Source organism: Pseudoalteromonas sp. MMG010, from assembly GCF_018100905.1.
Taxonomy (GTDB): Bacteria; Pseudomonadota; Gammaproteobacteria; order Enterobacterales; family Alteromonadaceae; genus Pseudoalteromonas.
This window is the reverse complement of sequence record NZ_JAGJEG010000001.1, coordinates 55,688-76,235: the sequence shown is the minus strand read 5'-3', so window position 1 is coordinate 76,235 and position 20,548 is coordinate 55,688. Positions and strand designations below refer to the sequence as shown.

Below are 20,548 nucleotides of genomic sequence, written 5' to 3'. Positions count from 1 at the left end.
CTGGGTATGGCTGATTTAACATTAGCTTAAATGTAGTGGAACCTAGATTAAAATCAATCTTTTAATCTTTAAAAATCATATGTATTAGTAATAAATTACCAATGAGAAGAGTCATTCGGTGATTGCTGAGTAATAAAGTAATAGGGCATTATACTTATCGTTTAAAGGAAGGACTGAGTTGATTTACCCTTAGATTAAAAAATAAATATTATAAGGCGTTATTATTAAGGCGAAAAATGAACTTCTTATTCTTCATTTAGTCCTTTAAATCGTTTTAGTATATTCCTTTAAGGTTTTTACATTGCTTTGTATCACCAAAAAGCGTTATTCGATGGCGGGCAAACATTTTGTAAAAAAGTCCCTAAATGGGCGAGGTATCCGCTTTAATACGCCAAACAGAAACATAACCCCCGATAAATTTTTAGTAATTTCAAGTGCAGCACCTGAGTACAAAAATAGGTTTCCATTTTTTATTAAAATAAAAGTATTAATCATGTATCGCATAAAGCGGGGGTGGTTATAACCAAAATAACTTATTGGTAATGACATTTTATAAGTTAATTCTGGCCTTAAAGTAGAACAATTGGTAACTTAGCTTTAACACACACTACACATTATTTACTTATAAAGAGTCTATTATGCTAAAAAACAGTGATAAATCTTACCGCATCTTTATTCTATCAGCCTTGTGCTATTCGTTGCTTGGTTGCGGAAGCTCAGGCTCTGCTGAAGATGAGCAAGGGCTTAGTATCACCATTGTGCAAACTCCAGCAGTGATTGCTGGTGATATATTTGGCAGTCTCTTGAGTGATTCAAATGTTGCTATTACAGGGATGCTCACTATAGAAGACGATCAAACAGCCGAAGCCGTTTTTCAACAACAAGTAAATAACCCTACTGATTTTGGCTTTTTTGATTTAGATCAGCAGGGAAATTGGTCCTATTTAATAGATTTAACAAATACGCAGGTCGTAGCACTTGAGGATGATGAGCTATTAACTGATGTTGTCACTGTCATTTCAGCAGATGGGACAACGGCGCTGGTAACTATTGAAATTAAAGGTGTTAGTAAGCAGCAAACTGGCGCATTTATTCTCAGTGCTGAAACAACACTTAATGCAGATGGCGCAGACATCGGTTTAGACGCTTATACATTAATTGAAAATGTCTTTTCATCTGGGGCGATAGAATCGCCAGATATGTATGAAGGAAACCATGAAGATGTTGTGCATATTATTGAAGACTTTGATCAAGAGATAGGTAATCATTTTGTGTTTTTAGCACATCGAGATATTGATCAAGATAAAGACAACGGTGTGACCGACAGACAGCGAAATGAGATTAAAGCATACGATAAATCACCCGACGATACTTTGGCCTATGAAGGGGATAGTTTTCAATTTAGTTGGAAGTTTAAAGTCAGCAGTGAGTTAGCGTTAAGCAGTAAATTTAGCCATTTCTTCCAACTCAAAGCCCGAAATGATAATGAAGATAACAGTAATGGTAATGATGCCCAACCTATTATTACTTTATCTGGTGCTGAAAAAAACAGTACTGGTAATCAATTACAAGTGCGTTACAGTGCAGGGTTTGATGAAAATGGCGATAGTACCGGGCTTGATAAAAACTTGGCCGAGGTAGATTGGTCATTAATTACTGATGAATGGGTTGAGGTATTTGTACAAGCTACCTTTGCTGAGCAAGGTCAGTTTTATATGACCCTGACACGTTTGAGTGACGACACTAAGGTTATTAATATTTCTGAGTCAAATATTGATATGTGGCGTGGTGTACAGGCACAAGATTTTGTTCGACCTAAATGGGGTATATATCGTTCAATCGTTGAAACAGATAGTTTAAGAGAAGAAGAAGAGCAAGTCAGGTTTGCTAATTTTTCAATTAAAAAAGGGATGTTAGCGCAATAGTTTTTACAGCAAAGAAAAAGCCGTATGTATAATACATACGGCTTTGTTATTCATTTTACTCAGCGGTTATTTTACTTCTTTGCCTGCAGCTTGCTGATCGGCATGGTAGCTTGAGCGTACAAATGGACCAGACGCGGCATGGGTAAAGCCAATTTCATCAGCATATTCTTTAAGTGCATCAAATTCTGCTGGTGGAACATAACGTTTAACGGGTAAATGATGCTTTGAAGGTTGCAGGTATTGGCCTACTGTAAGCATATCGACGTTATGTGCACGTAAATCACGGAGTACTTCCTCGATTTCGCTAATTTCTTCACCTAAACCGACCATTAAGCCAGACTTAGTTTTAACATCTGGGTGCGCCTCTTTGAAACGACGAAGTAATTCTAATGACCACTTGTAATCTGCACCTGGGCGGGCCAGTTTGTATAAGCGTGGCGCTGTCTCGAGATTGTGGTTGAACACATCAGGTGGCGTCTCTATTAAAATCTCTAGTGCACGGTCCATACGGCCACGAAAGTCAGGGACTAAAATTTCGATGGTAATGGTTGGATTGTGTTTACGAATTTCACGAATACAATCAGCAAAATGTTGAGCACCGCCATCACGTAGGTCATCACGGTCAACCGAAGTAATCACGACGTAACTTAACTTCATGTCTTTAATGGTTAAAGCGAGCTTTTCAGGCTCTGCTGCATCTGGCTTTAATGGACGGCCATGTGCAACATCACAAAATGGACAACGACGTGTACAAATAGCACCTAAAATCATAAACGTGGCAGTACCATGATTGAAACACTCTGAAAGGTTAGGGCATGATGCCTCTTCACACACAGAGTGTAACCCGTGTTTACGCATAGCTTGTTTTATACCATCAATGCGTTCAGTTGATTTTGGTAAGCGTATTTTTAGCCATTCAGGCTTGCGCAACATTTCAGTTTTTTCTGTTGGTAAAACTTTTACTGGGATCAGGGCCATTTTCTCTGCATCACGCAGTTTTATTCCTGGTTCCATTTTGACTGGCTTATTCATTCGTTTTCAAACCCTTCAGTATGCTTAACCGTTGTTGCATTAAGCTTTTTTATCATGTGTTTTATCAGCCCTTGACCCGCTTGAGCTAGGTTTTGTGGACCGTTTAATTCTTTTGTTTGCACCATGTTCATACCGGCATAGCCACATGGGTTAATGCGTAAAAATGGACTTAAATCCATATTTACGTTCAGTGCTAAACCATGGAAAGAGCAACCTCGGCGAACACGCAAGCCCAAAGAGGCTATTTTGCTATCGTTTACATACACACCTGGAGCATCTGCCTTAGCGTACGCATTGATGTTGTATTCTTGTAATGTGTCAATAATACACTCTTCAAGCCAAGTAACTAATTCACGCACACCAATTTTTAAGCGACGTAGATTAAAAAGCACATACATCATTTGCTGGCCTGGGCCGTGGTAGGTTACTTGCCCTCCACGGTCAACTTTAATCACTTCAATATCACCCGGTGCGAGTAAGTGCTCTTCTTTACCTGCCTGCCCTTGAGTGAATACACTCTCGTGTTCAACTAACCAAATTTCGTCTGCTGAATTTTCATCACGAGTATCAGTGAACGTTTGCATTTTTTGCCAAATAGGTAAGTAGCGTTGTCTTCCTAATTGGCGAATAATTACAGTGTTTTCAATCACATTAGCTCTCTAAGCGTTATAGCATATGGCGTACGTCATCAATATTACTGATCACGTTGTAAATTTCTTCAATGTGTTTCGCGCTAGTGACAGTAGCAACCAGGGTGACCGATTCATAATTACCTTTGCTACTTGGTTTCACTTTTGGAGCATAGTCGCCCGGTGCAATTGGCTGCAATTTAGCTAACACTTGCTCTGTTAAATTTACATTAGCTAAGCCCATAATTTTAAAGGTGAAAGGGCAGGGGTATTCTAAATACTCATCAAACTTAGTATTTTTAACAGGTTGAACCACGATGGTGACTCCTTATACAAATGTGTTAGCGTTTTACGGATAGCTGTTGTTACAGCTTAATCTTGCCTATATGGGGCGCATTCTAGCATTTTTCAAGCAAAAAAAAACGCCTCTAGGTTAGAGGCGCTTACTTTAATTTATTTAATCACTGTATTTGTAAAAGTAAGTAATCGTATATTTTACTAAAAAAGCTACCTTCGCCCACTTCTTCTAAAGTCACTAGCGGGTAAGTAGCAATATCTTCGCCTTCAAGTTGTAAGAATAAAGTACCTACAGTCGTTCCCTTTGCTAAGGGAGCTTCTAAGGTATTATCTAGCTCAAAGTTAGCTTTTAAGTTTTTATGCTGGCCACGAGGAATCGTAATTGGCGTATCATTTAAAATACCCAGCGATACGTTTTCTTTGTCGCCCATCCAAATACGTTGCTGTGCAAAACTATCGCCTGCTTTGTAAGGTGTAATTGTCTCAAAGAAGCGAAACCCGTAATTAAGTAGCTTTTTACTTTCAACCTTTCGTGCACGCTCACTTGACGTACCCATTACAACGGCAATTAAACGCATGTCGTCTTTGGTTGCCGATGACACTAAACTATACCCTGCTTTTGAAGTATGTCCGGTTTTCATACCATCAACATTTAAGCTTTTGTCCCATAATAACGTGTTACGGTTAGGCTGTTTTATACCATTGTAAGTGTAAGATTTTTCTTTATACAGCGCATATTCATCGGGTACATCACGGATGATTGCAGCAGCAAGTGTAGCCATATCACGTGGTGTAGTGTAATGCTCATTAGTATCTAAACCGTGACTGTTTATAAAATGGCTATTACTTAACCCTAACTTTTCGGCATGAGCATTCATCAAATCGGCAAAGGCACCTTCACTACCCGCAATATGTTCTGCCATAGCAACACACGCATCGTTACCTGATTGAATGATAATACCGTGATTTAATTCATCAACACTGACTTGTTTACCCACTTCGATGAACATTTTTGACGAATCAGGAAAGTTTTTCGCCCATGCATTTTCACTAATCGTTACCATATCGGTGGTGGCAATATTACCCGCTTTAATTTCTGTGCCAATTACATAACTGGTCATCATTTTTGTTAAACTAGCGGGTGCTAATTTAGTATCTGCTTCACCTTCGGCAATTACTTTACCGGTTGTAAAGTCGACTAAAAAATAACCTTTTGCATTAATTTGCGGCGGGGCCGGCATAATTTGGGCAGAGGCAGAAAATACGGCAACAGAGCAGACTAGGCCGGATACGAGGTGAATAATTTTATGTTTTATTGATTTCATCATACTCATTAATAGTTAAAGTGAAAATTACGCGTTAGCCTATTTTAAAGGCGTTATTGTGTGTAAAGCAAGAACGCGTTTTTATATTGGCTTTGTTTTAATTTATTTAATACTGTTTGTGCATGTTGAGCATTTTTTATTGGCCCTAAGTGCAATTTATATAAATTGTTTTTGCGAATAATATTTGTGGGTATTTTATATTGTTGCCTTAATTGGGCAGCCAATGCTTGTATATTTGTTAATTTGCTTCCAGCAGCTACTTGAATATAGGTTTTTTTAGCTGAATTACTTAAGGTAATCGCTTCTAACTTAACCTTCGCTGTACCTTGGTTATAATAGCCTAACTTGTAGGCAGCAGCATACGATAAATCGATCAGTCTGTCTTGATGAAAGGGGCCTCGATCATTTACGCGTACAATCACCGACTTTCCGTTTGCGGTATTGGTTACTCTTAAAAAGCTAGGCAAAGGGAGTGTTTTATGTGCTGCGGTCATGGCAAACATATCATAAACTTCACCATTTGACGTATTATGGCCATGAAACTTTCGACCATACCAAGAAGCGATACCATATTCGCTGTACCCTGTTTCATCAAGCATAGGGGTGTAGCTTTTACCTAATACTGTATATGGACGACCTGCGCTGGCACTTTTTATAACGGGCACGACTTTGGCATCTTGCATCTCAAGTGCAGTGGGAGCACGAACAGGTGCCGCGTCATGTTCCATACTATAACGGCTTGTACTGCCACTACTACATGCATTTAGCAGCAATAACATGGTGAAAATATAGATAAAGCGCATTATTTTAATAGCATCCTTTTGTCTGTCGCTATGCTCATTATAATGCCAAACCCTGCCATTAATGTCACCATAGAGGTACCGCCATAACTAATTAAAGGTAACGGTACACCCACGACGGGTAAGAGTCCTGATACCATGCCAATATTTACAAATATGTAAACAAAGAATGTCAAAGTAAGTGCACCTGCTAATAGCTTGCCAAACGCATCTTGTGCGTTGACTGCGATGTACAAGCCTCGGCCTATAATAAATAAGTACAAACTCAATAACACACACACGCCGAATAAGCCAAACTCTTCACTGAGTACAGAAAATATAAAGTCAGTGTGTCGCTCGGGTAAAAATTCGAGTTGAGATTGGGTCCCTTGCAGCCAACCTTTTCCTTCGATACCTCCCGAGCCAATCGCTATTTTAGATTGAATAATATGATAACCCGAGCCCAGTGGATCACTTTCAGGATCTAAAAAAGTGAGTACACGTTGTTTTTGATAATCGTGCATCCCATAATGCCAAAATGGCCACGCTGCCATGGCGACGATGGTGCTTAAAAAACCAATCAGGCGCCAGCTTAAACCAGATAAAAACAAGACAAATATGCCTGAGCTTGCAATTAGTATAGATGTACCTAAATCGGGTTGCTCTTTAATTAATAGAGTAGGGAGCATCACAATGGCAAAGCCAATAATTAAATGTAATGGCCTTGGTGGTAGATTTTGCCGACCTATATACCAAGCAATCATCATCGGTACAGCCAGCTTCATTAATTCTGAGGGCTGAAATCGCGTAATACCTAGATTTAACCAGCGCTGAGCCCCTTTTGAGCTGACACCAAATAACAATACGCCAACTAACATTAATAAACCGACACAGTACATGGGAATAACAAGCCGTTTAAGGGTCGCTGGTGAAATTTGCGCTAAAAATACCATGGCTATAAATGCACTGCCCATACGTGTTAAGTGACGCATCATCATCGCATTTTCTTGACCACTGGCACTGTATACAACAGCAATACTGCCAGCCATCATGAGCAACAAGGCAATTAACAAGGGGAGATCTAAATGCATGCGCATCCAAATACTACGCTTATCGTGGAGCATATTCATAGGGAGTCATTCTTTGCAATAGGTAAAGGATTTGCAGCAAAATAATAGTCCATTAACTGGCGAGCAATGGGGGCACCAACACTGCTTCCGCCCCCAGTGTTTTCTACTACAATCGAAACAACAATTTGCGGATCGTTAAATGGAGCAAAGCCAATATAAATCGCATTATCGCGTTGGCGTTCTTTTAGTGACTGTGCATCATAGCGCTCACCTTGAGCAATACTGACCACTTGCGCCGTCCCTGTCTTTCCTGCAGGATCGTAATTTGCGCCTTTAAAGGCTTTATGGGCAGTCCCTGTTACTTTTTTAACGGTATTATGCATCGCATCGAGCGCAATGCGCCAATTATCAGGGTTTTTGAGGACAACGGGCGGCTTTTCGTCGTTATTTATTTGCTCTACTGCATCTTCTTTTTTGGCTACTTGGACTAAGTGAGGTGGATGATTAATCCCTTTATTGACTAATATATTCGTTGCATTCGCAATTTGTATTGGTGTTGCAGTCCAATAACCTTGGCCAATACCCACAGAAATCGTGTCACCACGCCACCACGATTCCTTAAAGCGATTTTCTTTCCATTCTTTTGAAGGTAAAATAGCTGTCGTTTCTTCGTGTATATCAATACCCGATAAATCACCGTAGCCAAAGCGATTCATAAAATTACTAATTTTTGTAATACCTAAACGGTATGCGGCATCGTAAAAGTAAGTGTCACACGATTCTTCAATTGCTTTATAGACATCCACATGACCATGCCCCCAGCGTTTCCAGTCACGCCATTTATGTTCAACATTTTGTATTTGGAAAAAGCCAGGATCCCACATAGTTGTTGCTTCGGTTACTATTTCTTCTTCAAGCGCGAGAATCGCCATTAACGGTTTAACGGTGGAGGCCGGCGCATATCGTCCTTGTGTCGTACGATTAATAAGCGGTCGGTCTGGATTTAACAAGGCTTTATAATTTTTAGAACTAATGCCATGTACAAATAAATTAGGGTCGTAGCTTGGGTTTGAATACAGCGCTAATATCCCACCATCTTTAGCATCCATTACAACAATCGCACCACGCATATCCTTTAATACATGCTGAGCAATTTGTTGTAATCCAATATCTAAGGTTAACACTAAGTCACTGCCTGGCACGGGAGGAGTTGAGCTAAGAGTACGAATAATACGTCCGCGGTTATTTACCTCAACACTTTGTGAGCCTACTTGGCCATGTAGCATTTGCTCATAGTATTTTTCAATGCCAAGTTTACCTATATCATGAGTCGCGCGATAATTGGTGGCTAAGTCTTGTTGTTTTAGTTTGGTGAGCTCTTTTTTATTTAATTTTGCAACGTAACCTAAGGCATGGGTGAGGGTGTCGCCATAAGGGTAAAAACGCGCAAGTCTGGCTTCGATACTAAAGCCCGGGAACTTATGTTGGTTCACTGAAAAAATAGCGACTTCTTGCTCGTTTAATCGCCCTTTTAATACTTGGCTTTTAAAACGTCGAGTATGTTTAATACTATCTAAAAAATCGGCTTTTTGTTGTTCACTAATGCCAATGAGTTTACTTACTTGATTAAGTGATGACGTTAAATCGGTTACATCTTCAGGGGTTACTTCAAGGTTGTAAACAGGTTTGTTTTCGGCCAGTAAAACGCCATTTCTATCATATATAAGCCCGCGATTAGGCGCAATAGGAATGACTTTTATACGGTTGTCGTTTGAGCGGGTTTGATAATCTTGATGATGTTCAACTTGTATCGAATACAAATTTGAAAGTAATAATGCAACTAAAATTAATACAAAAACAAAGCCCACAAACGCACGGCGGGCAAATAAATTTGCCTCTGCTGAATGGTCACGAATAGTGGGTCTTTGTTTTAGCATAAACTAACGTTACTCGCGATGATAAGGATGATTATTATTTAAGCTCCAGCCTCGATAAAGGCTTTCGGCTACAATAATACGTACCAAAGGATGCGGTAAGGTTAAATTTGATAATGACCATTTTTGTTCAGAAGCAGCGATGCATTCAGGTGCTAACCCTTCTGGACCGCCAATTAACAAACTTACGTCGCGACCATCAAGTTGCCATTTTTGCATACTTTTAGCAAGTTGGTGAGTATCAAGTGGTTTACCTGTTACTTCTAAGGTCACTATTCGGTTGCTTTTGGGGATAGCTGCGAGCGTTTTTTCGCCTTCGAGTTGTAAAATGCGTTTTATATCTGCATTTTTCCCCCGCTTTCCTGCGGGTATTTCGATTAATTCAAGCGTCATATCTCGAGGAAAACGACGTTGATATTCAGCAAAACCTGTTTCTACCCATGCTGGCATTTTCGTACCAACAGCAATCATTTGAATTTTCACGTAATACTTCCAAACGTTATAGTGATGGCGCTATTAGCCCCAAAGTTTTTCTAAGTCGTAGTAACTGCGAGCTGAGTCTTGCATTACGTGTACAATTACATCGCCTAAATCAACTAATACCCATTCGCCTTCGTTTTGTCCTTCGTAACCTAAAGGTTCTTCACCAGCATGACGTGCTTCTTTTGCTAGGTTATCGGCAATTGATTGTACATGGCGCTTTGAATTGCCCGAACAAACTAGCATGTAATCAGTTACATCTGAGGTATTTCTAACGTCAAGTTCGATAACGTCACGTGCTTTCATATCGTCGATTTTATCTAGCGCAAAAGCAAGTAATTGTTTTGTATCCAAGGTCGTGTCTCGTTTAAAAAGTTAAGAACGCGCATTTTAACACGCACTCAGGTTTTAATCATCACTTTGATACAGCTTATGCTGTGCTATGTACTGACTAACCGATGGGCAAAGAAGTTCACTACGATTATCCCCTTTTTTTAATTCACTACGAATTAGGCTTGATGCCGCTGGATGTTGCTCACCCGATAAAAAGTATAATTTGCCAGCTAATGTCTTTTGCAGTGAAGCAATATCATTCGTTTGTGCTTTATTAAAGTACTCAGCAAGTTCATCTGAAACCTCACAGGGCTGCCCAGGGCGTTGATAAACCACAATATGACATAACGAAGTAACCTGTTGCCATTCATACCAATTAGCTAAGCTAGTAAATGAGTCCATACCAATGAGAAATAAAATGGGCATAGTAGGGTGCTCAGCTCTCAACTCTTGTAAACTAAGTAAGCTGTATGATGGCCCACTGCGCTGTAATTCGCGCAAATCTAATTTAAAATAAGGGTAAGAGGCTGTTGCTTGTCGGAGCATTTCAATACGATGTGTGTTACTGATGCCCGGCGCCGCTTTGTGTGCAGGGATTGCACAGGGCATAAAATACAATGTTGATAAATTAAATTTAGCGACACATCGCTTGGCCATATTTAAATGGCCTAAATGGACGGGGTTAAAAGTACCACCAAAAATTGCAATCATACTCATTTCTATCGGTTAATTATCGTTGTGATGCGGCAGAGGAATTGAAACGGGTTGGCAAAACTTAATACATATATGAGCCAGAGCCTGATAAGGTGCGACTAATAATCCTTGTTTATATTGGCTATCAAATAATGCTAAATCGTTACTTATTTGCTCAATATTTTCGATTTTAAGCCTGTTTATGGCTGACTGCACACTGGCTTGTTGGTTTTTCCATACCCCTTTTTGTTTAAATAATGACGCTAAAGGCTGATTACGCAACAAACCTTGCGAAATACTCTTTAAGGTTGTGAGATCTTTATTAATGGCCCATAAAATAGTGGCCACTTCGGTGTTGTCGTTTGCAAGCTTGGTCAGTATTTTTATGCCTTGCTGAGATTGTCCATTGAGAAGTGCTGCAGATAAATCAAAAATATCAAATTTAGCTTGGTTTAATAACCCTTGTAATACTATTGACTCACTAATGGTAGAGTCACCATGAAGTAACGACAGCTTTTCGAGTTCTTGAAAACAGGCGAGTAAATTACCCTCGGTTGCATTAATTAAACAACGTTTGGCATCAGGTAGCATGTTTAGCGATAATCGTTTGCATTGTTCATCTAACCAGCGGCTTAAATGATTGCCATTTAATGGGTAGCATGGGATGAATAGGCCGTGTTTATCAAGTGCTTTAAACCAAGCACTGCGCTGCACATCTTGTCCTGCTTTGGCGCCTTTAACGATTAATAAAGTGTCAGGGTTAATTAAATCGACTAATTTTTTAAATGTATTACTACCAATAGTACCGGGCTTTTGCTGGTTTAAATCAAGTTCTATTATTGTGCGGGCACTAAATAAGGACATGCTTTGATATTGTGCAATGATTTCATGCCAGTCAAAGCTTTGCATTAAAGTAAATTTAATAACTTCGTCGAAGCCTTGCGCCTTAGCGGCCTGTTTTATTTGTGTTACACACTGGGCTTCTTGAAATGGCTCTTCGCCAAAGACTAAATAAAAAGGTTTTAGCGTTTTATTTAGTTCGTTAGGTAATTGATTAGCATAACAGCGCATTAGAGTTGAGACAGCTCTCTGACAATTTTTCGGCTTGCTTGTTTACGGATCTCACCAAGTAATAACTCTAACTCTTTTGCTTTTGCAAGTGCATGATCAGGGTCATCTTGATAATTTCGGTATAGTTCAAAACTTTTACGAACAGGGTCACTTCCGGGGCGCTTAACAACATAAGATACACTATAAGCTAGCTCGTACTCGGCTACTTGCCCATTTTGAAATAAAGACAAGGTTTGACGCTCTAGCTGCTCGTTATATAAGTAAAGCTGAGAAACCTGTTTACTGGGCTCTTTTAGCTCAACGTTGCTAGCGAGTAACTCTTTTTTAAGATTTTCGAATAATACCGATCTTTCGTCATCACCTTTTAACGTTAAATGCATTAAATCTTCGGGCAAGCTTGATGCTTTTTTTAGGTGAAACCCACATGCAGTTAATAAAACACACATTAGCGCAAGCGCTAATGTGTGTTTAATGGCGTTTAGAGTCGCCATATTAGTTAGCTACCACGTTAAGTAATTTACCAGGGACATAAATTACTTTTCGAATAGTAACGCCGTCGGTAAATTTAGCGACTGTAGGCTCAGCATAAGCCAGAGCTTCTACTTGCTCTTTAGTTGCATCAGCAGCGACCGTTAACTTTGCACGCAACTTACCATTTACTTGTACAATGATTAGCTTTTCGTCTTCTACTAATGCTGACTCATCAACTAAAGGCCATACTGCATCAATTACATCACCTTGCTTGGCTAAATCTTGCCATAACTGGTGCGATAAATGCGGCGTGATAGGTGCAAGCATAATAATAAGCGCTTCTAATGCTTCGTTAGCAATCGCGATATCTTGTTCATCGTTTAATGGCGCTTTAATTAATTTATTCGAAAGCTCCATGATTGCTGCGATAGCGGTATTAAAGGTTTGACGGCGTGAAACATCATCAGTTACTTTTGCAATGGCTTTGTGTAACTCACGACGCAATACTTTTTGATTGTTACTAAGGGCCGATTTATCTAAAGCTTTAAATCCTGCGTTTTTAACGTCTACAGCATATTTCCATACACGCTTTAAGAAACGATGTGCACCTTCAACGCCAGAATCTGACCACTCAAGAGTTTGCTCTGGTGGAGCGGTGAACATCATAAATAAACGTACAGTATCCGCGCCGTATTGAGCAATAACTTGCTGTGGGTCAATACCGTTGTTTTTCGATTTAGACATTTTACTCATGCCAGATGAGAATACGGGTTCACCATCTTCAATATGCCATGCTTTAGTGACGCGGCCTTTTTCGTCGGTTTCAGTTTTAACATCGCTTGGTGAAATCCAAATGTCTCCGCCTTTTTCATCTTTACGATAAAACGTTTCTGCCAATACCATACCTTGACAAAGGAGACGGTCAAAGGGTTCATCAGATTCAACTAAACCAAAATCGCGTAATAATTTGTGGAAGAAACGCGAGTATAGTAAGTGTAAAATAGCGTGTTCAATACCACCAATATATTGGTTTACAGGTAGCCAATAGTTAGCTGCTTTAGGGTCTAACATTGCCTCATCATGGCGCGGGCTACAGTAGCGGGCGTAGTACCAAGATGATTCCATAAAGGTATCAAATGTATCTGTTTCGTGCGTTGCAGGTACACCCTCTACCGTCGTTTGTGCCCACTTTGGATCCGCTTTAATCGGTGAGGTAACCCCATTCATAACCACATCTTCAGGCAAGCGCACTGGAAGCATCTCTTGTGATGCTGCTATTTCGTTACCATTTTCGTCACTTAACATTGGAATTGGAGAACCCCAATAACGTTGACGGCTTACACCCCAATCACGAAGACGGAAATTTACTTTACGCTCACCAATACCTAATGCTTCTAGTTTATCGGCAATAGCATTAAAGGCAGCTTTAAAATCAAGTCCGTCAAAGTCGCCAGAATTAACTAATAAGCCTTTTTCAGTAAACGCTTCATTGTCTAAATTAAGCGCTGTTTCGCAATCGGCTTGAGGAGCGATAACTTGCTTTATGTTAAGGCCGTAGGCTGTTGCAAACTCAAAATCACGTTGATCGTGTGCAGGCACTGCCATTACCGCGCCAGAGCCGTAATGCATTAATACAAAGTTAGCAACCCAAATAGGAATTTGTTCGCCAGTTAATGGATGGGTAGCATACAACCCTGTTGCAATGCCTTTTTTCTCCATCGTAGCCATATCTGCTTCGGCGACTTTGGTATTTTTGCACTCTTCAACAAACATCGCGATTGCATCGCTGTTTTTTGCCGCTTCTTGGGCAATAGGATGTCCTGCTGCAACAGCAAGGTACGTCACACCCATAAATGTATCTGGGCGAGTGGTATATACACTAAATTTCTCGTCATTATCGGTGCGAGTAAATTCAATGTCTAAACCTTCAGAGCGGCCAATCCAATTACGTTGCATGGTTTTTACTTGCTCAGGCCAATCTTCTAACTTGTCTAAGTCATCAAGCAGCTCTTGCGCGTAATCAGTAATCTTGATGAACCACTGTGGAATTTCTTTTTGTTCAACCACAGCGCCTGAGCGCCAACCACGGCCATCGATGACTTGTTCGTTAGCGAGTACTGTTTGGTCAACCGGATCCCAGTTAACAGTAGACATTTTTTTGTAAACTAAGCCTTTTTCATAAAGCTTGGTGAAAAACCATTGTTCCCATTTGTAGTATTCTGGGTGACAGGTGGCAATTTCACGATCCCAGTCGTAACCAAAACCAAGTTGTTTAAGTTGGTTACGCATGTAATCAATATTTTCGTAGGTCCATTTTGCGGGCGCTGTTTTATTTTTAATGGCCGCGTTTTCAGCAGGCAAGCCAAATGCATCCCAACCCATAGGTTGCATTACATTTTTACCTTGAAGGCGTTGAAAGCGTGAAACAACATCACCAATAGTGTAGTTACGCACATGACCCATGTGGAGTCGACCACTTGGATAAGGAAACATAGAAAGACAGTAATATTTTTCTTTGCTCTCATCTTCAGTTACTTTAAATACTTGGTTTTCTTCCCAATAGCTTTGGATTTTCGACTCTATATCTTGCGGGTTATATTGCTCTTGCATCAATGGTTCCAGACTTATTGCAAACTAATAAAAAATTGCCGATAGGATACCCCAAATAAATCGCTAATCACAGCGTCAAAATGCGGTTTTATAAAATTCTACTTTCAGTGGAGGTTAACCTATACTTTTATAGCCTTGTTCCTAAATTATCTATTTTTTTAAGGAAAGAATAATGACTGATTATAAAACATGGTTAAACACACTGACGGATTGGTTAAAAGATGTAAATGAACACGAAGTTAAAGGCGCTGTAACTAGGTTTATTGATTCAGAGCAAGCGCTTAAAAATATAGGGAGTGAAAAGCTTAATTTATACCGTAGTTATTTAGAACGAGATTTAGCGCATTTTACCGCGCATCAAAGCCATTACAACTCATTAGCTTGGGAAGAGCTCAAAGAAACGTTTTGGTACGAAATAGCCCATATTGAGGATAAAACTCAATTAGAGTGGCATGCGATAAATGAAGATTTAAAACATAATGGTGATTATCTTACAGGCGAATGGATAGCCATGGGCACATTAGTATGTAAGAATTGCACGCATAGTTACGATGTTTTCCATACTGCGCAGATACGCTCTTGCCCAAAATGTGATGGCATTTATTTTAGCCGTAAGGCTTTGCACCCTTAATTTACGCTATTAAGCGAATAAAGGGGGTAAGCTGAATATACGCCCAAGCCAGTATCGAACTGGTAAACAAAGAAGTTAGAATGACGAAAAAATTGTTGCCACTACCTGTATCGGCCTTAGCGCCAAGTGTTTGTATTAATCACGTAACATCGTGTATGACTAACCCATACCCAGAGCCTCTTAATTTTATTGGCCAACAACGAGCGCAAAGTGCGCTCGATTTTTCGTTAGGTATGGAGTTGCCAGGTTATAATGTTTACGTAATGGGCGAAGCTGCACATGGGCGTTTTACGCTTGTTAAAGATAAATTAATGCAGCATGCCAAAGAGCGCCCTACACCAAACGAGTGGTTGTATGTAAATAACTATGAAGACCACCGTGAGCCAATTGCACTATTTATGCAAGCAGGTGAAAGTAAAAAACTGAGTGACGATATTGACTCGTTTTTAGATGAAGTACTTGATACCTTCCCAGCCGCTTTTGATAATCCAGCTTATCAGCGCAAAAAGAAATCGATTGACCGAGAGTTTAATGATGCTTACGACAGTGCAATCACCGACGTTGAAGAAGCGGCTTTTGCACAAAGTGTGGCATTAATTGAAGAAAAAAATGCGGTAGGTTTTGCTCCACTCATAGATGGAAAACAATTAAGCGATAGCGAATTTGCCGAGCTTGAAGAGGACTTACGTGAGCAGTTCTTTGAAAAAATAGAAAAGCTTGAAGATGCCCTTATAGAAGCACTAATAGAATTACCACGATGGAAACGCGAGTCATCCGAAAAACTGCGTAATTTAAAAAAAGCCACCGCAGAGCAAGCCACTAAACCTTTATTAAAAAACTTAGAGCATAAATATGCAACGCATATTGGTGTGCTGCGTTATTTAAAAGATATTCGTGAAGAAATTATTGATGCCGTTTTAGAGTGGCTAGATGACGAAGATGAAAGCGAAGAAAACAAGGAAGACTTTGATCGTAAAGGCATGTTAACCGACTTTTTTGCACCCAACATATTAGTTGAGTTTAAAGAAGATGCAGCAGCCCCTGTGGTGTACGAACCGAACCCAACCTTTGGTAATATATTTGGTAAAATAGAATACTCGACGTCACAAGGTTCACTGATAACCAGTTATCGCTCTATTCAGCCTGGTGCATTGCACCGCGCTAATGGGGGTTATTTAATAATGGATGCTGAAAAAGTGATGGCAAACCCTCAAGTGTGGGACGGTTTAAAATTATCGCTTAAAACGCATCAAATAAAAAATGATTTACCATACCAAGATAGCTCTGTTGGCAGTAGCTTTACGCTTAAACCACAATTGATCCCACTTGATGTAAAAATAATCTTATTAGGGTCTCGCGATTTGTATTACACCATAGGTGAATACGATGAAGAATTTGCTGAATTATTTAGAGTGCTTGCCGATTTTGATTATTACTTACCAAGCAGTGACAAACTTCAGTATCAGTTTATTACGAAGGTTAATGAATATTGCCAATCCACACTGAAATGCACAACTACCAGTGCAGCGATGGCTCGGTTACTAAAATTTAGTTACCGACAAGCAGAGCATCATAACAAATTATCTGCTCGCTTTGCTGATGTGTTAGAGCTGGTGGCTGAAGCTAGTTTTTATGCAAAACAAGATAACGTGACGCTGATTGATGCGCATCATATCGATGAAGCAATTGTCGGTAAGCAATATCGCACTGGGCAAATTAGTGAAAATATGCTCAGTGATATAAAAGAAGGGCATACCTTAATTGCTACCCAAGATTATGCTGTTGGTAAAGTAAATGGCTTAACCGTACTGCATATTGGTGACACTTCATTTGGGACACCTGCACGTATCACGGCCACGGTATACGCTGGGGCTGATGGCGTTTTAGATGTTGAGCGCGAGGCTGAACTTGGTAAAGCGATTCACTCGAAAGGTGTGATGCTTTTAACAGGTTACTTAGGGAATAAATATGCGCAACAATTTAGCCTTACTCTCAGTGCTAACATTGCGATAGAGCAAAGCTATGGTTATATCGATGGCGATAGTGCATCGCTTGCAGAATTGTGTGCATTAATTTCGGCTATTACACAAATACCGCTGAGCCAATCAATTGCGTTAACTGGCTCAATTAATCAACATGGTGATGTACAAGCCATTGGTGGTGTAAACGAAAAAATAGAAGGCTTTTTTAAATTATGCAAAATGCGAGGATTAACTGCGAAGCAGGGCGTTATTATCCCTAAATCTAATCAAGTTAATTTGGTACTTGATGATGAAATATTAGATGCCGTAGAACGTGGAATGTTTAATATCTACGCGGTAGAGACCGTTGATCAAGCTTTAAGCTTATTAACTCAGTGCGAAGCGGGAGAGTTAATCGATAATCAATACCCTGATGATTCGGTGAATTCGATTGCTTTAACAAGACTTAAAGAGATTGCAGATATTGTTAATGGTGATACCGCTGATGAAGATGAAGATGAAGATGAAGTGGAAGATGAAAAGGACAACTCATGATTAATATTATTTTAGCTTTAATTATTTTAGCTTTATGTATTTTTATATTTAAAAATAGTAAAAAAGCTAAGCAGCAAGCAGTGCTAAATGCACAAATTGAAGCGGATTATTTAGCAGCGAATGCGCAACGTGAAGAGATTATCGAAACGGCATCTGGCTTACAATATGAAATAATACATAAAAGCGAAAATGTTCAAACTCCAAAACCTACAAGCAGCGTAAATGTGCATTATCATGGCAGTTTAATTGATGGGAGTGTATTTGATAGCTCCGTTGAGCGAAATACGCCAATCAGCTTTGGTTTGCACCAAGTAATTAAAGGCTGGACTGAAGGGTTACAGATTATGAGTGAAGGCGATAAGTATCGGTTTTATATCCCACATCAACTTGCTTATGGAACAAAACGAGTGGGCAGCATTCCTGCGGCGTCATTACTAATATTTGATGTCGAGTTACTTAAAATCGAATCTTAAGTGAATAAATTCATTTTGAACGTGCAAAAATAATGTTGTACATACAAATGATAAGGGTTATCATTTTCTTTTGCTAATCTTTGTTTTATTTGCAGGTTATTCATGTTTAAACCATCATACCTAGCGCTGTGTATTACAGCGCTGTTGTCTACTATTTCAAATAACGTCGTTGCTCAACAATCAGAATCGATAGAAAAAATAGAAGTGACAGGGCGCGCTCAAGAGTTTTATTTAGAAACCGACAGTACAATTGGCACCAAAACCAACCTAGAATTGATTGCACTACCGCAATCAGCACAAGTATTAACTGAACAACTTATTATTGACCAAGCGGCGAGAGATATTACCGACCTATATCGCTCTATTGCCGGTGTGAGCGAATATAGTTATTCGGGCGTTACTTTTCGTGGTTTTAGAGATGACGAGAATGTGTTTTACGACGGTGTTAGAGGCGACCCCTATTCAGGATTTGGTGTTCCTCAACTATTTAATGTAGCGCGAGTAGAAGTATTAAAAGGGCCTGCTTCAGCTTTATATGGCGGTGGAGAGCCGGGTGGCATGATTAATTATGTAACCAAAAAACCGAGTTATAACGAAAAGCGCGAATTAAAATTAACCTTGGGTAATTATAATACTCATGGTGCTTCAATAGATATGACCGGTGGGTTGAGCGACACAGTGGCCTACCGTTTAGGTGGTTTTTATGAAAAACAAGATAGTTTTCGTAATAACGCAGATGCTAAAAATATTGAGCTAGCGGGTGGGTTATTATTTGATTTAAGCGACGATACAGCTTTAACCACCAGTATTGATTATATTAAACAAGACTTAGGTGGTAACAGACTGCGTGGAGTACCGGTTGATGATGCGGGTAACTTTATTGTGTCTCCAAGTTATAACGCGAATGAATCGTTTGATTATCAAGATATGGAGGCTATTGTTTTACAAGCCAATGTAACTCATAACTTTAGTGATAATTTAACTTCTAATACGACCTTACGTTACTTAAATAACGAACGAGATCAAGCATATCATGAGTCGCAAAGCTGGGTTGATGTTAATGGCGATGGTGAAGCAAACATAGAAGATGAAACAATAAAGCGAGAGTATCGTGATCAATACCGCGCTAATGAAGAAGTAAGTTTAACAACTGATTTTGTTTACAGCTTAGGATTTGGGCAAGTAGAGCATCAAATTTTGTTTGGCGGTGATTTTCATACCACAGATACAGAATATGATTATTTACGCGCTCGTTATGAAGCAGATGGAGTTGCCAATTTAAATATTTTTGATTTAAATTATGGCGAAACAGATCCAAGTACTTATAACTTAACCGACTTAAACCGTGATGGTATTAATTCAGATCGTTTTGGCTTGTACATACAGGATGTAGTGAGTATTGCACAGCAGTGGACACTGATTGCAGGCTTGCGTTATGACAATTTTAAAGAATTAAATAAAGAAACAGGCTTTAGTTATTCAGATAATGATATTACACCGCGCGTGGCATTATCGTATCAACCGTACAGTGATACCTCATTTTATGTTAACTATTCAGAAAGCTTTAACCCAACCTCTTCAGAGGATCAAGAAGATGTTGGGACTGAAGGTAATTTAGCGCCCGAAACAGGAAAGCAAACTGAATTAGGAATGAAGCAACAGTGGCTTGATGGCAAAATCATGAGCACATTTGCTGTTTATAAAATTAATAAGCAAAATGTAGTAATGAGCAACCCTGATGATACCGGAGAAGGTGATGGAATTGCGGCCCTATTAAATATAGGGGAAGTACAAAGCCAAGGTTTTGAATCAACGTTAGTCGGGGATTTAACTCAATATTGGACCTTAACTGCAAATTACGCTTATAACGATACTAAGGTAGTCGAAGGTGTGATGGGAGATACGATTTCAGATACATTCGGTGATGGAACACGTTTTGCGAATGCACCAAAACATCAAGCGGGTTTATGGTCTCGTTTTGCTTTTAATACTATTGATTCATCCATTGCATTTGGTGTTAATTATGTCAGTGAGCAAGTGAGTTCAGACGGGCAAATTGTAAAACCTTTTACTGTGTTTGATATGAGTTGGACAACTCAATGGGATGATATATTACTGCGAGTTAACGTTAATAACTTATTTGACAAAGAGTATGCCGTCAGTGGTTTTAGTGAGCGCAATGGTCACTTCCCGGGTAGTCCGCGTGAGATAGTTGGGCAACTAAGTTACCAATTTTAACTCATTGATTAACTTAATAACTTACAAAGGGGCATCAAGCC

18 protein-coding genes are annotated in these 20,548 nt (G+C 39.5%); 5 read left to right on the top strand and 13 right to left on the bottom strand.

Features of this window, described 5'->3' with window-relative positions; all coding sequences use genetic code 11:
- Nucleotides 1-638 precede the first annotated feature (638 nt).
- Nucleotides 639-1,925, top strand: a complete 1,287-nt coding sequence (locus J8L70_RS00365) for a VCBS domain-containing protein (protein ID WP_211053493.1) — start codon at nt 639-641, stop codon at nt 1,923-1,925.
- Nucleotides 1,926-1,991: 66 nt separating this feature from the next.
- On the opposite strand, the gene lipA is transcribed toward J8L70_RS00365, so the two are convergent.
- From lipA to leuS, 13 genes are all read right to left on the bottom strand, one after another.
- Nucleotides 1,992-2,957 carry a lipoyl synthase gene (gene lipA, locus J8L70_RS00360; RefSeq protein WP_211053492.1) on the bottom strand — a complete coding sequence of 322 codons (966 nt, stop codon included), beginning with the start codon at nt 2,955-2,957 and terminating at the stop codon, nt 1,992-1,994.
- A complete protein-coding gene (gene lipB / locus J8L70_RS00355; protein ID WP_211053491.1) occupies nt 2,954-3,607 on the bottom strand; it encodes a lipoyl(octanoyl) transferase LipB in 654 nt (217 codons plus the stop codon). Before lipB ends, lipA begins: the two co-directional genes overlap by 4 nt.
- 16 nt (nt 3,608-3,623) lie before the next feature.
- Nucleotides 3,624-3,902, bottom strand: coding sequence for a DUF493 family protein YbeD (gene ybeD / locus J8L70_RS00350; RefSeq protein WP_211053490.1), 279 nt, complete (start codon nt 3,900-3,902; stop codon nt 3,624-3,626).
- Between the two features lie 145 nt (nt 3,903-4,047).
- Complete coding sequence (locus J8L70_RS00345; RefSeq protein WP_211053489.1) at nt 4,048-5,208, bottom strand: serine hydrolase; 1,161 nt, start codon at nt 5,206-5,208, stop codon at nt 4,048-4,050.
- Nucleotides 5,209-5,261: 53 nt separating this feature from the next.
- Nucleotides 5,262-6,011: a septal ring lytic transglycosylase RlpA family protein gene (locus J8L70_RS00340; protein WP_211053488.1), complete on the bottom strand. Its 750-nt coding sequence runs from the start codon at nt 6,009-6,011 to the stop codon at nt 5,262-5,264.
- Nucleotides 6,011-7,117: a rod shape-determining protein RodA gene (gene rodA / locus J8L70_RS00335; RefSeq protein ID WP_211053487.1), complete on the bottom strand. Its 1,107-nt coding sequence runs from the start codon at nt 7,115-7,117 to the stop codon at nt 6,011-6,013. Before rodA ends, J8L70_RS00340 begins: the two co-directional genes overlap by 1 nt.
- Nucleotides 7,114-8,994, bottom strand: a complete 1,881-nt coding sequence (gene mrdA, locus J8L70_RS00330; RefSeq protein ID WP_211053486.1) for a penicillin-binding protein 2 — start codon at nt 8,992-8,994, stop codon at nt 7,114-7,116. Before mrdA ends, rodA begins: the two co-directional genes overlap by 4 nt.
- Before the next feature lie 9 nt (nt 8,995-9,003).
- Nucleotides 9,004-9,474, bottom strand: a complete 471-nt coding sequence (gene rlmH, locus J8L70_RS00325; protein WP_211053485.1) for a 23S rRNA (pseudouridine(1915)-N(3))-methyltransferase RlmH — start codon at nt 9,472-9,474, stop codon at nt 9,004-9,006.
- A 33-nt stretch (nt 9,475-9,507) separates the two neighbouring features.
- Nucleotides 9,508-9,825, bottom strand: coding sequence for a ribosome silencing factor (rsfS, locus tag J8L70_RS00320; protein WP_211053484.1), 318 nt, complete (start codon nt 9,823-9,825; stop codon nt 9,508-9,510).
- A gap of 54 nt (nt 9,826-9,879) precedes the next feature.
- A complete protein-coding gene (gene nadD / locus J8L70_RS00315) occupies nt 9,880-10,515 on the bottom strand; it encodes a nicotinate-nucleotide adenylyltransferase (RefSeq protein ID WP_211053483.1) in 636 nt (211 codons plus the stop codon).
- Between the two features lie 15 nt (nt 10,516-10,530).
- Nucleotides 10,531-11,568, bottom strand: coding sequence for a DNA polymerase III subunit delta (gene holA, locus J8L70_RS00310; protein ID WP_211053482.1), 1,038 nt, complete (start codon nt 11,566-11,568; stop codon nt 10,531-10,533).
- Nucleotides 11,568-12,059 carry an LPS assembly lipoprotein LptE gene (lptE, locus tag J8L70_RS00305; protein WP_211053481.1) on the bottom strand — a complete coding sequence of 164 codons (492 nt, stop codon included), beginning with the start codon at nt 12,057-12,059 and terminating at the stop codon, nt 11,568-11,570. Before lptE ends, holA begins: the two co-directional genes overlap by 1 nt.
- Nucleotide 12,060: 1 nt before the next feature.
- Nucleotides 12,061-14,649, bottom strand: a complete 2,589-nt coding sequence (leuS, locus tag J8L70_RS00300) for a leucine--tRNA ligase (protein ID WP_211053480.1) — start codon at nt 14,647-14,649, stop codon at nt 12,061-12,063.
- A 172-nt stretch (nt 14,650-14,821) separates the two neighbouring features.
- Here leuS and J8L70_RS00295 point away from each other — a divergent pair, with 172 nt between their 5' ends.
- The 4 genes from J8L70_RS00295 to J8L70_RS00280 all read left to right on the top strand — a co-directional run bounded on the left by J8L70_RS00295 (nt 14,822) and on the right by J8L70_RS00280 (nt 20,507).
- Nucleotides 14,822-15,280: a hypothetical protein gene (locus tag J8L70_RS00295; RefSeq protein WP_211053479.1), complete on the top strand. Its 459-nt coding sequence runs from the start codon at nt 14,822-14,824 to the stop codon at nt 15,278-15,280.
- Nucleotides 15,281-15,360: 80 nt separating this feature from the next.
- Entirely contained in the window at nt 15,361-17,796 is a 2,436-nt protein-coding gene (locus J8L70_RS00290; RefSeq protein ID WP_211053478.1) for an ATP-binding protein, read from the top strand.
- Nucleotides 17,793-18,269, top strand: coding sequence for an FKBP-type peptidyl-prolyl cis-trans isomerase (locus J8L70_RS00285; protein ID WP_211053477.1), 477 nt, complete (start codon nt 17,793-17,795; stop codon nt 18,267-18,269). Before J8L70_RS00290 ends, J8L70_RS00285 begins: the two co-directional genes overlap by 4 nt.
- A 102-nt stretch (nt 18,270-18,371) precedes the next feature.
- Nucleotides 18,372-20,507, top strand: a complete 2,136-nt coding sequence (locus J8L70_RS00280; RefSeq protein ID WP_211053476.1) for a TonB-dependent receptor — start codon at nt 18,372-18,374, stop codon at nt 20,505-20,507.
- Nucleotides 20,508-20,548 lie beyond the last annotated feature (41 nt).

Excerpts from the sequence above, each read along its gene's own strand:
- lptE (WP_211053481.1), bottom strand. The coding sequence starts at position 12,059 with ATGGCGACTCTAAACGCCATTAAACACACATTAGCGCTTGCGCTAATG.
- leuS (WP_211053480.1), bottom strand. The coding sequence starts at position 14,649 with ATGCAAGAGCAATATAACCCGCAAGATATAGAGTCGAAAATCCAAAGC.
- J8L70_RS00280 (WP_211053476.1), top strand. The coding sequence starts at position 18,372 with ATGTTTAAACCATCATACCTAGCGCTGTGTATTACAGCGCTGTTGTCT.
- nadD (WP_211053483.1), bottom strand. The coding sequence starts at position 10,515 with ATGATTGCAATTTTTGGTGGTACTTTTAACCCCGTCCATTTAGGCCAT.
- rodA (WP_211053487.1), bottom strand. The coding sequence starts at position 7,117 with ATGAATATGCTCCACGATAAGCGTAGTATTTGGATGCGCATGCATTTA.
- J8L70_RS00290 (WP_211053478.1), top strand. The coding sequence starts at position 15,361 with ATGACGAAAAAATTGTTGCCACTACCTGTATCGGCCTTAGCGCCAAGT.
- mrdA (WP_211053486.1), bottom strand. The coding sequence starts at position 8,994 with ATGCTAAAACAAAGACCCACTATTCGTGACCATTCAGCAGAGGCAAAT.
- lipA (WP_211053492.1), bottom strand. The coding sequence starts at position 2,957 with ATGAATAAGCCAGTCAAAATGGAACCAGGAATAAAACTGCGTGATGCA.
- J8L70_RS00340 (WP_211053488.1), bottom strand. The coding sequence starts at position 6,011 with ATGCGCTTTATCTATATTTTCACCATGTTATTGCTGCTAAATGCATGT.
- holA (WP_211053482.1), bottom strand. The coding sequence starts at position 11,568 with ATGCGCTGTTATGCTAATCAATTACCTAACGAACTAAATAAAACGCTA.
- J8L70_RS00365 (WP_211053493.1), top strand. The coding sequence starts at position 639 with ATGCTAAAAAACAGTGATAAATCTTACCGCATCTTTATTCTATCAGCC.
- J8L70_RS00295 (WP_211053479.1), top strand. The coding sequence starts at position 14,822 with ATGACTGATTATAAAACATGGTTAAACACACTGACGGATTGGTTAAAA.
- J8L70_RS00285 (WP_211053477.1), top strand. The coding sequence starts at position 17,793 with ATGATTAATATTATTTTAGCTTTAATTATTTTAGCTTTATGTATTTTT.
- J8L70_RS00345 (WP_211053489.1), bottom strand. The coding sequence starts at position 5,208 with ATGAAATCAATAAAACATAAAATTATTCACCTCGTATCCGGCCTAGTC.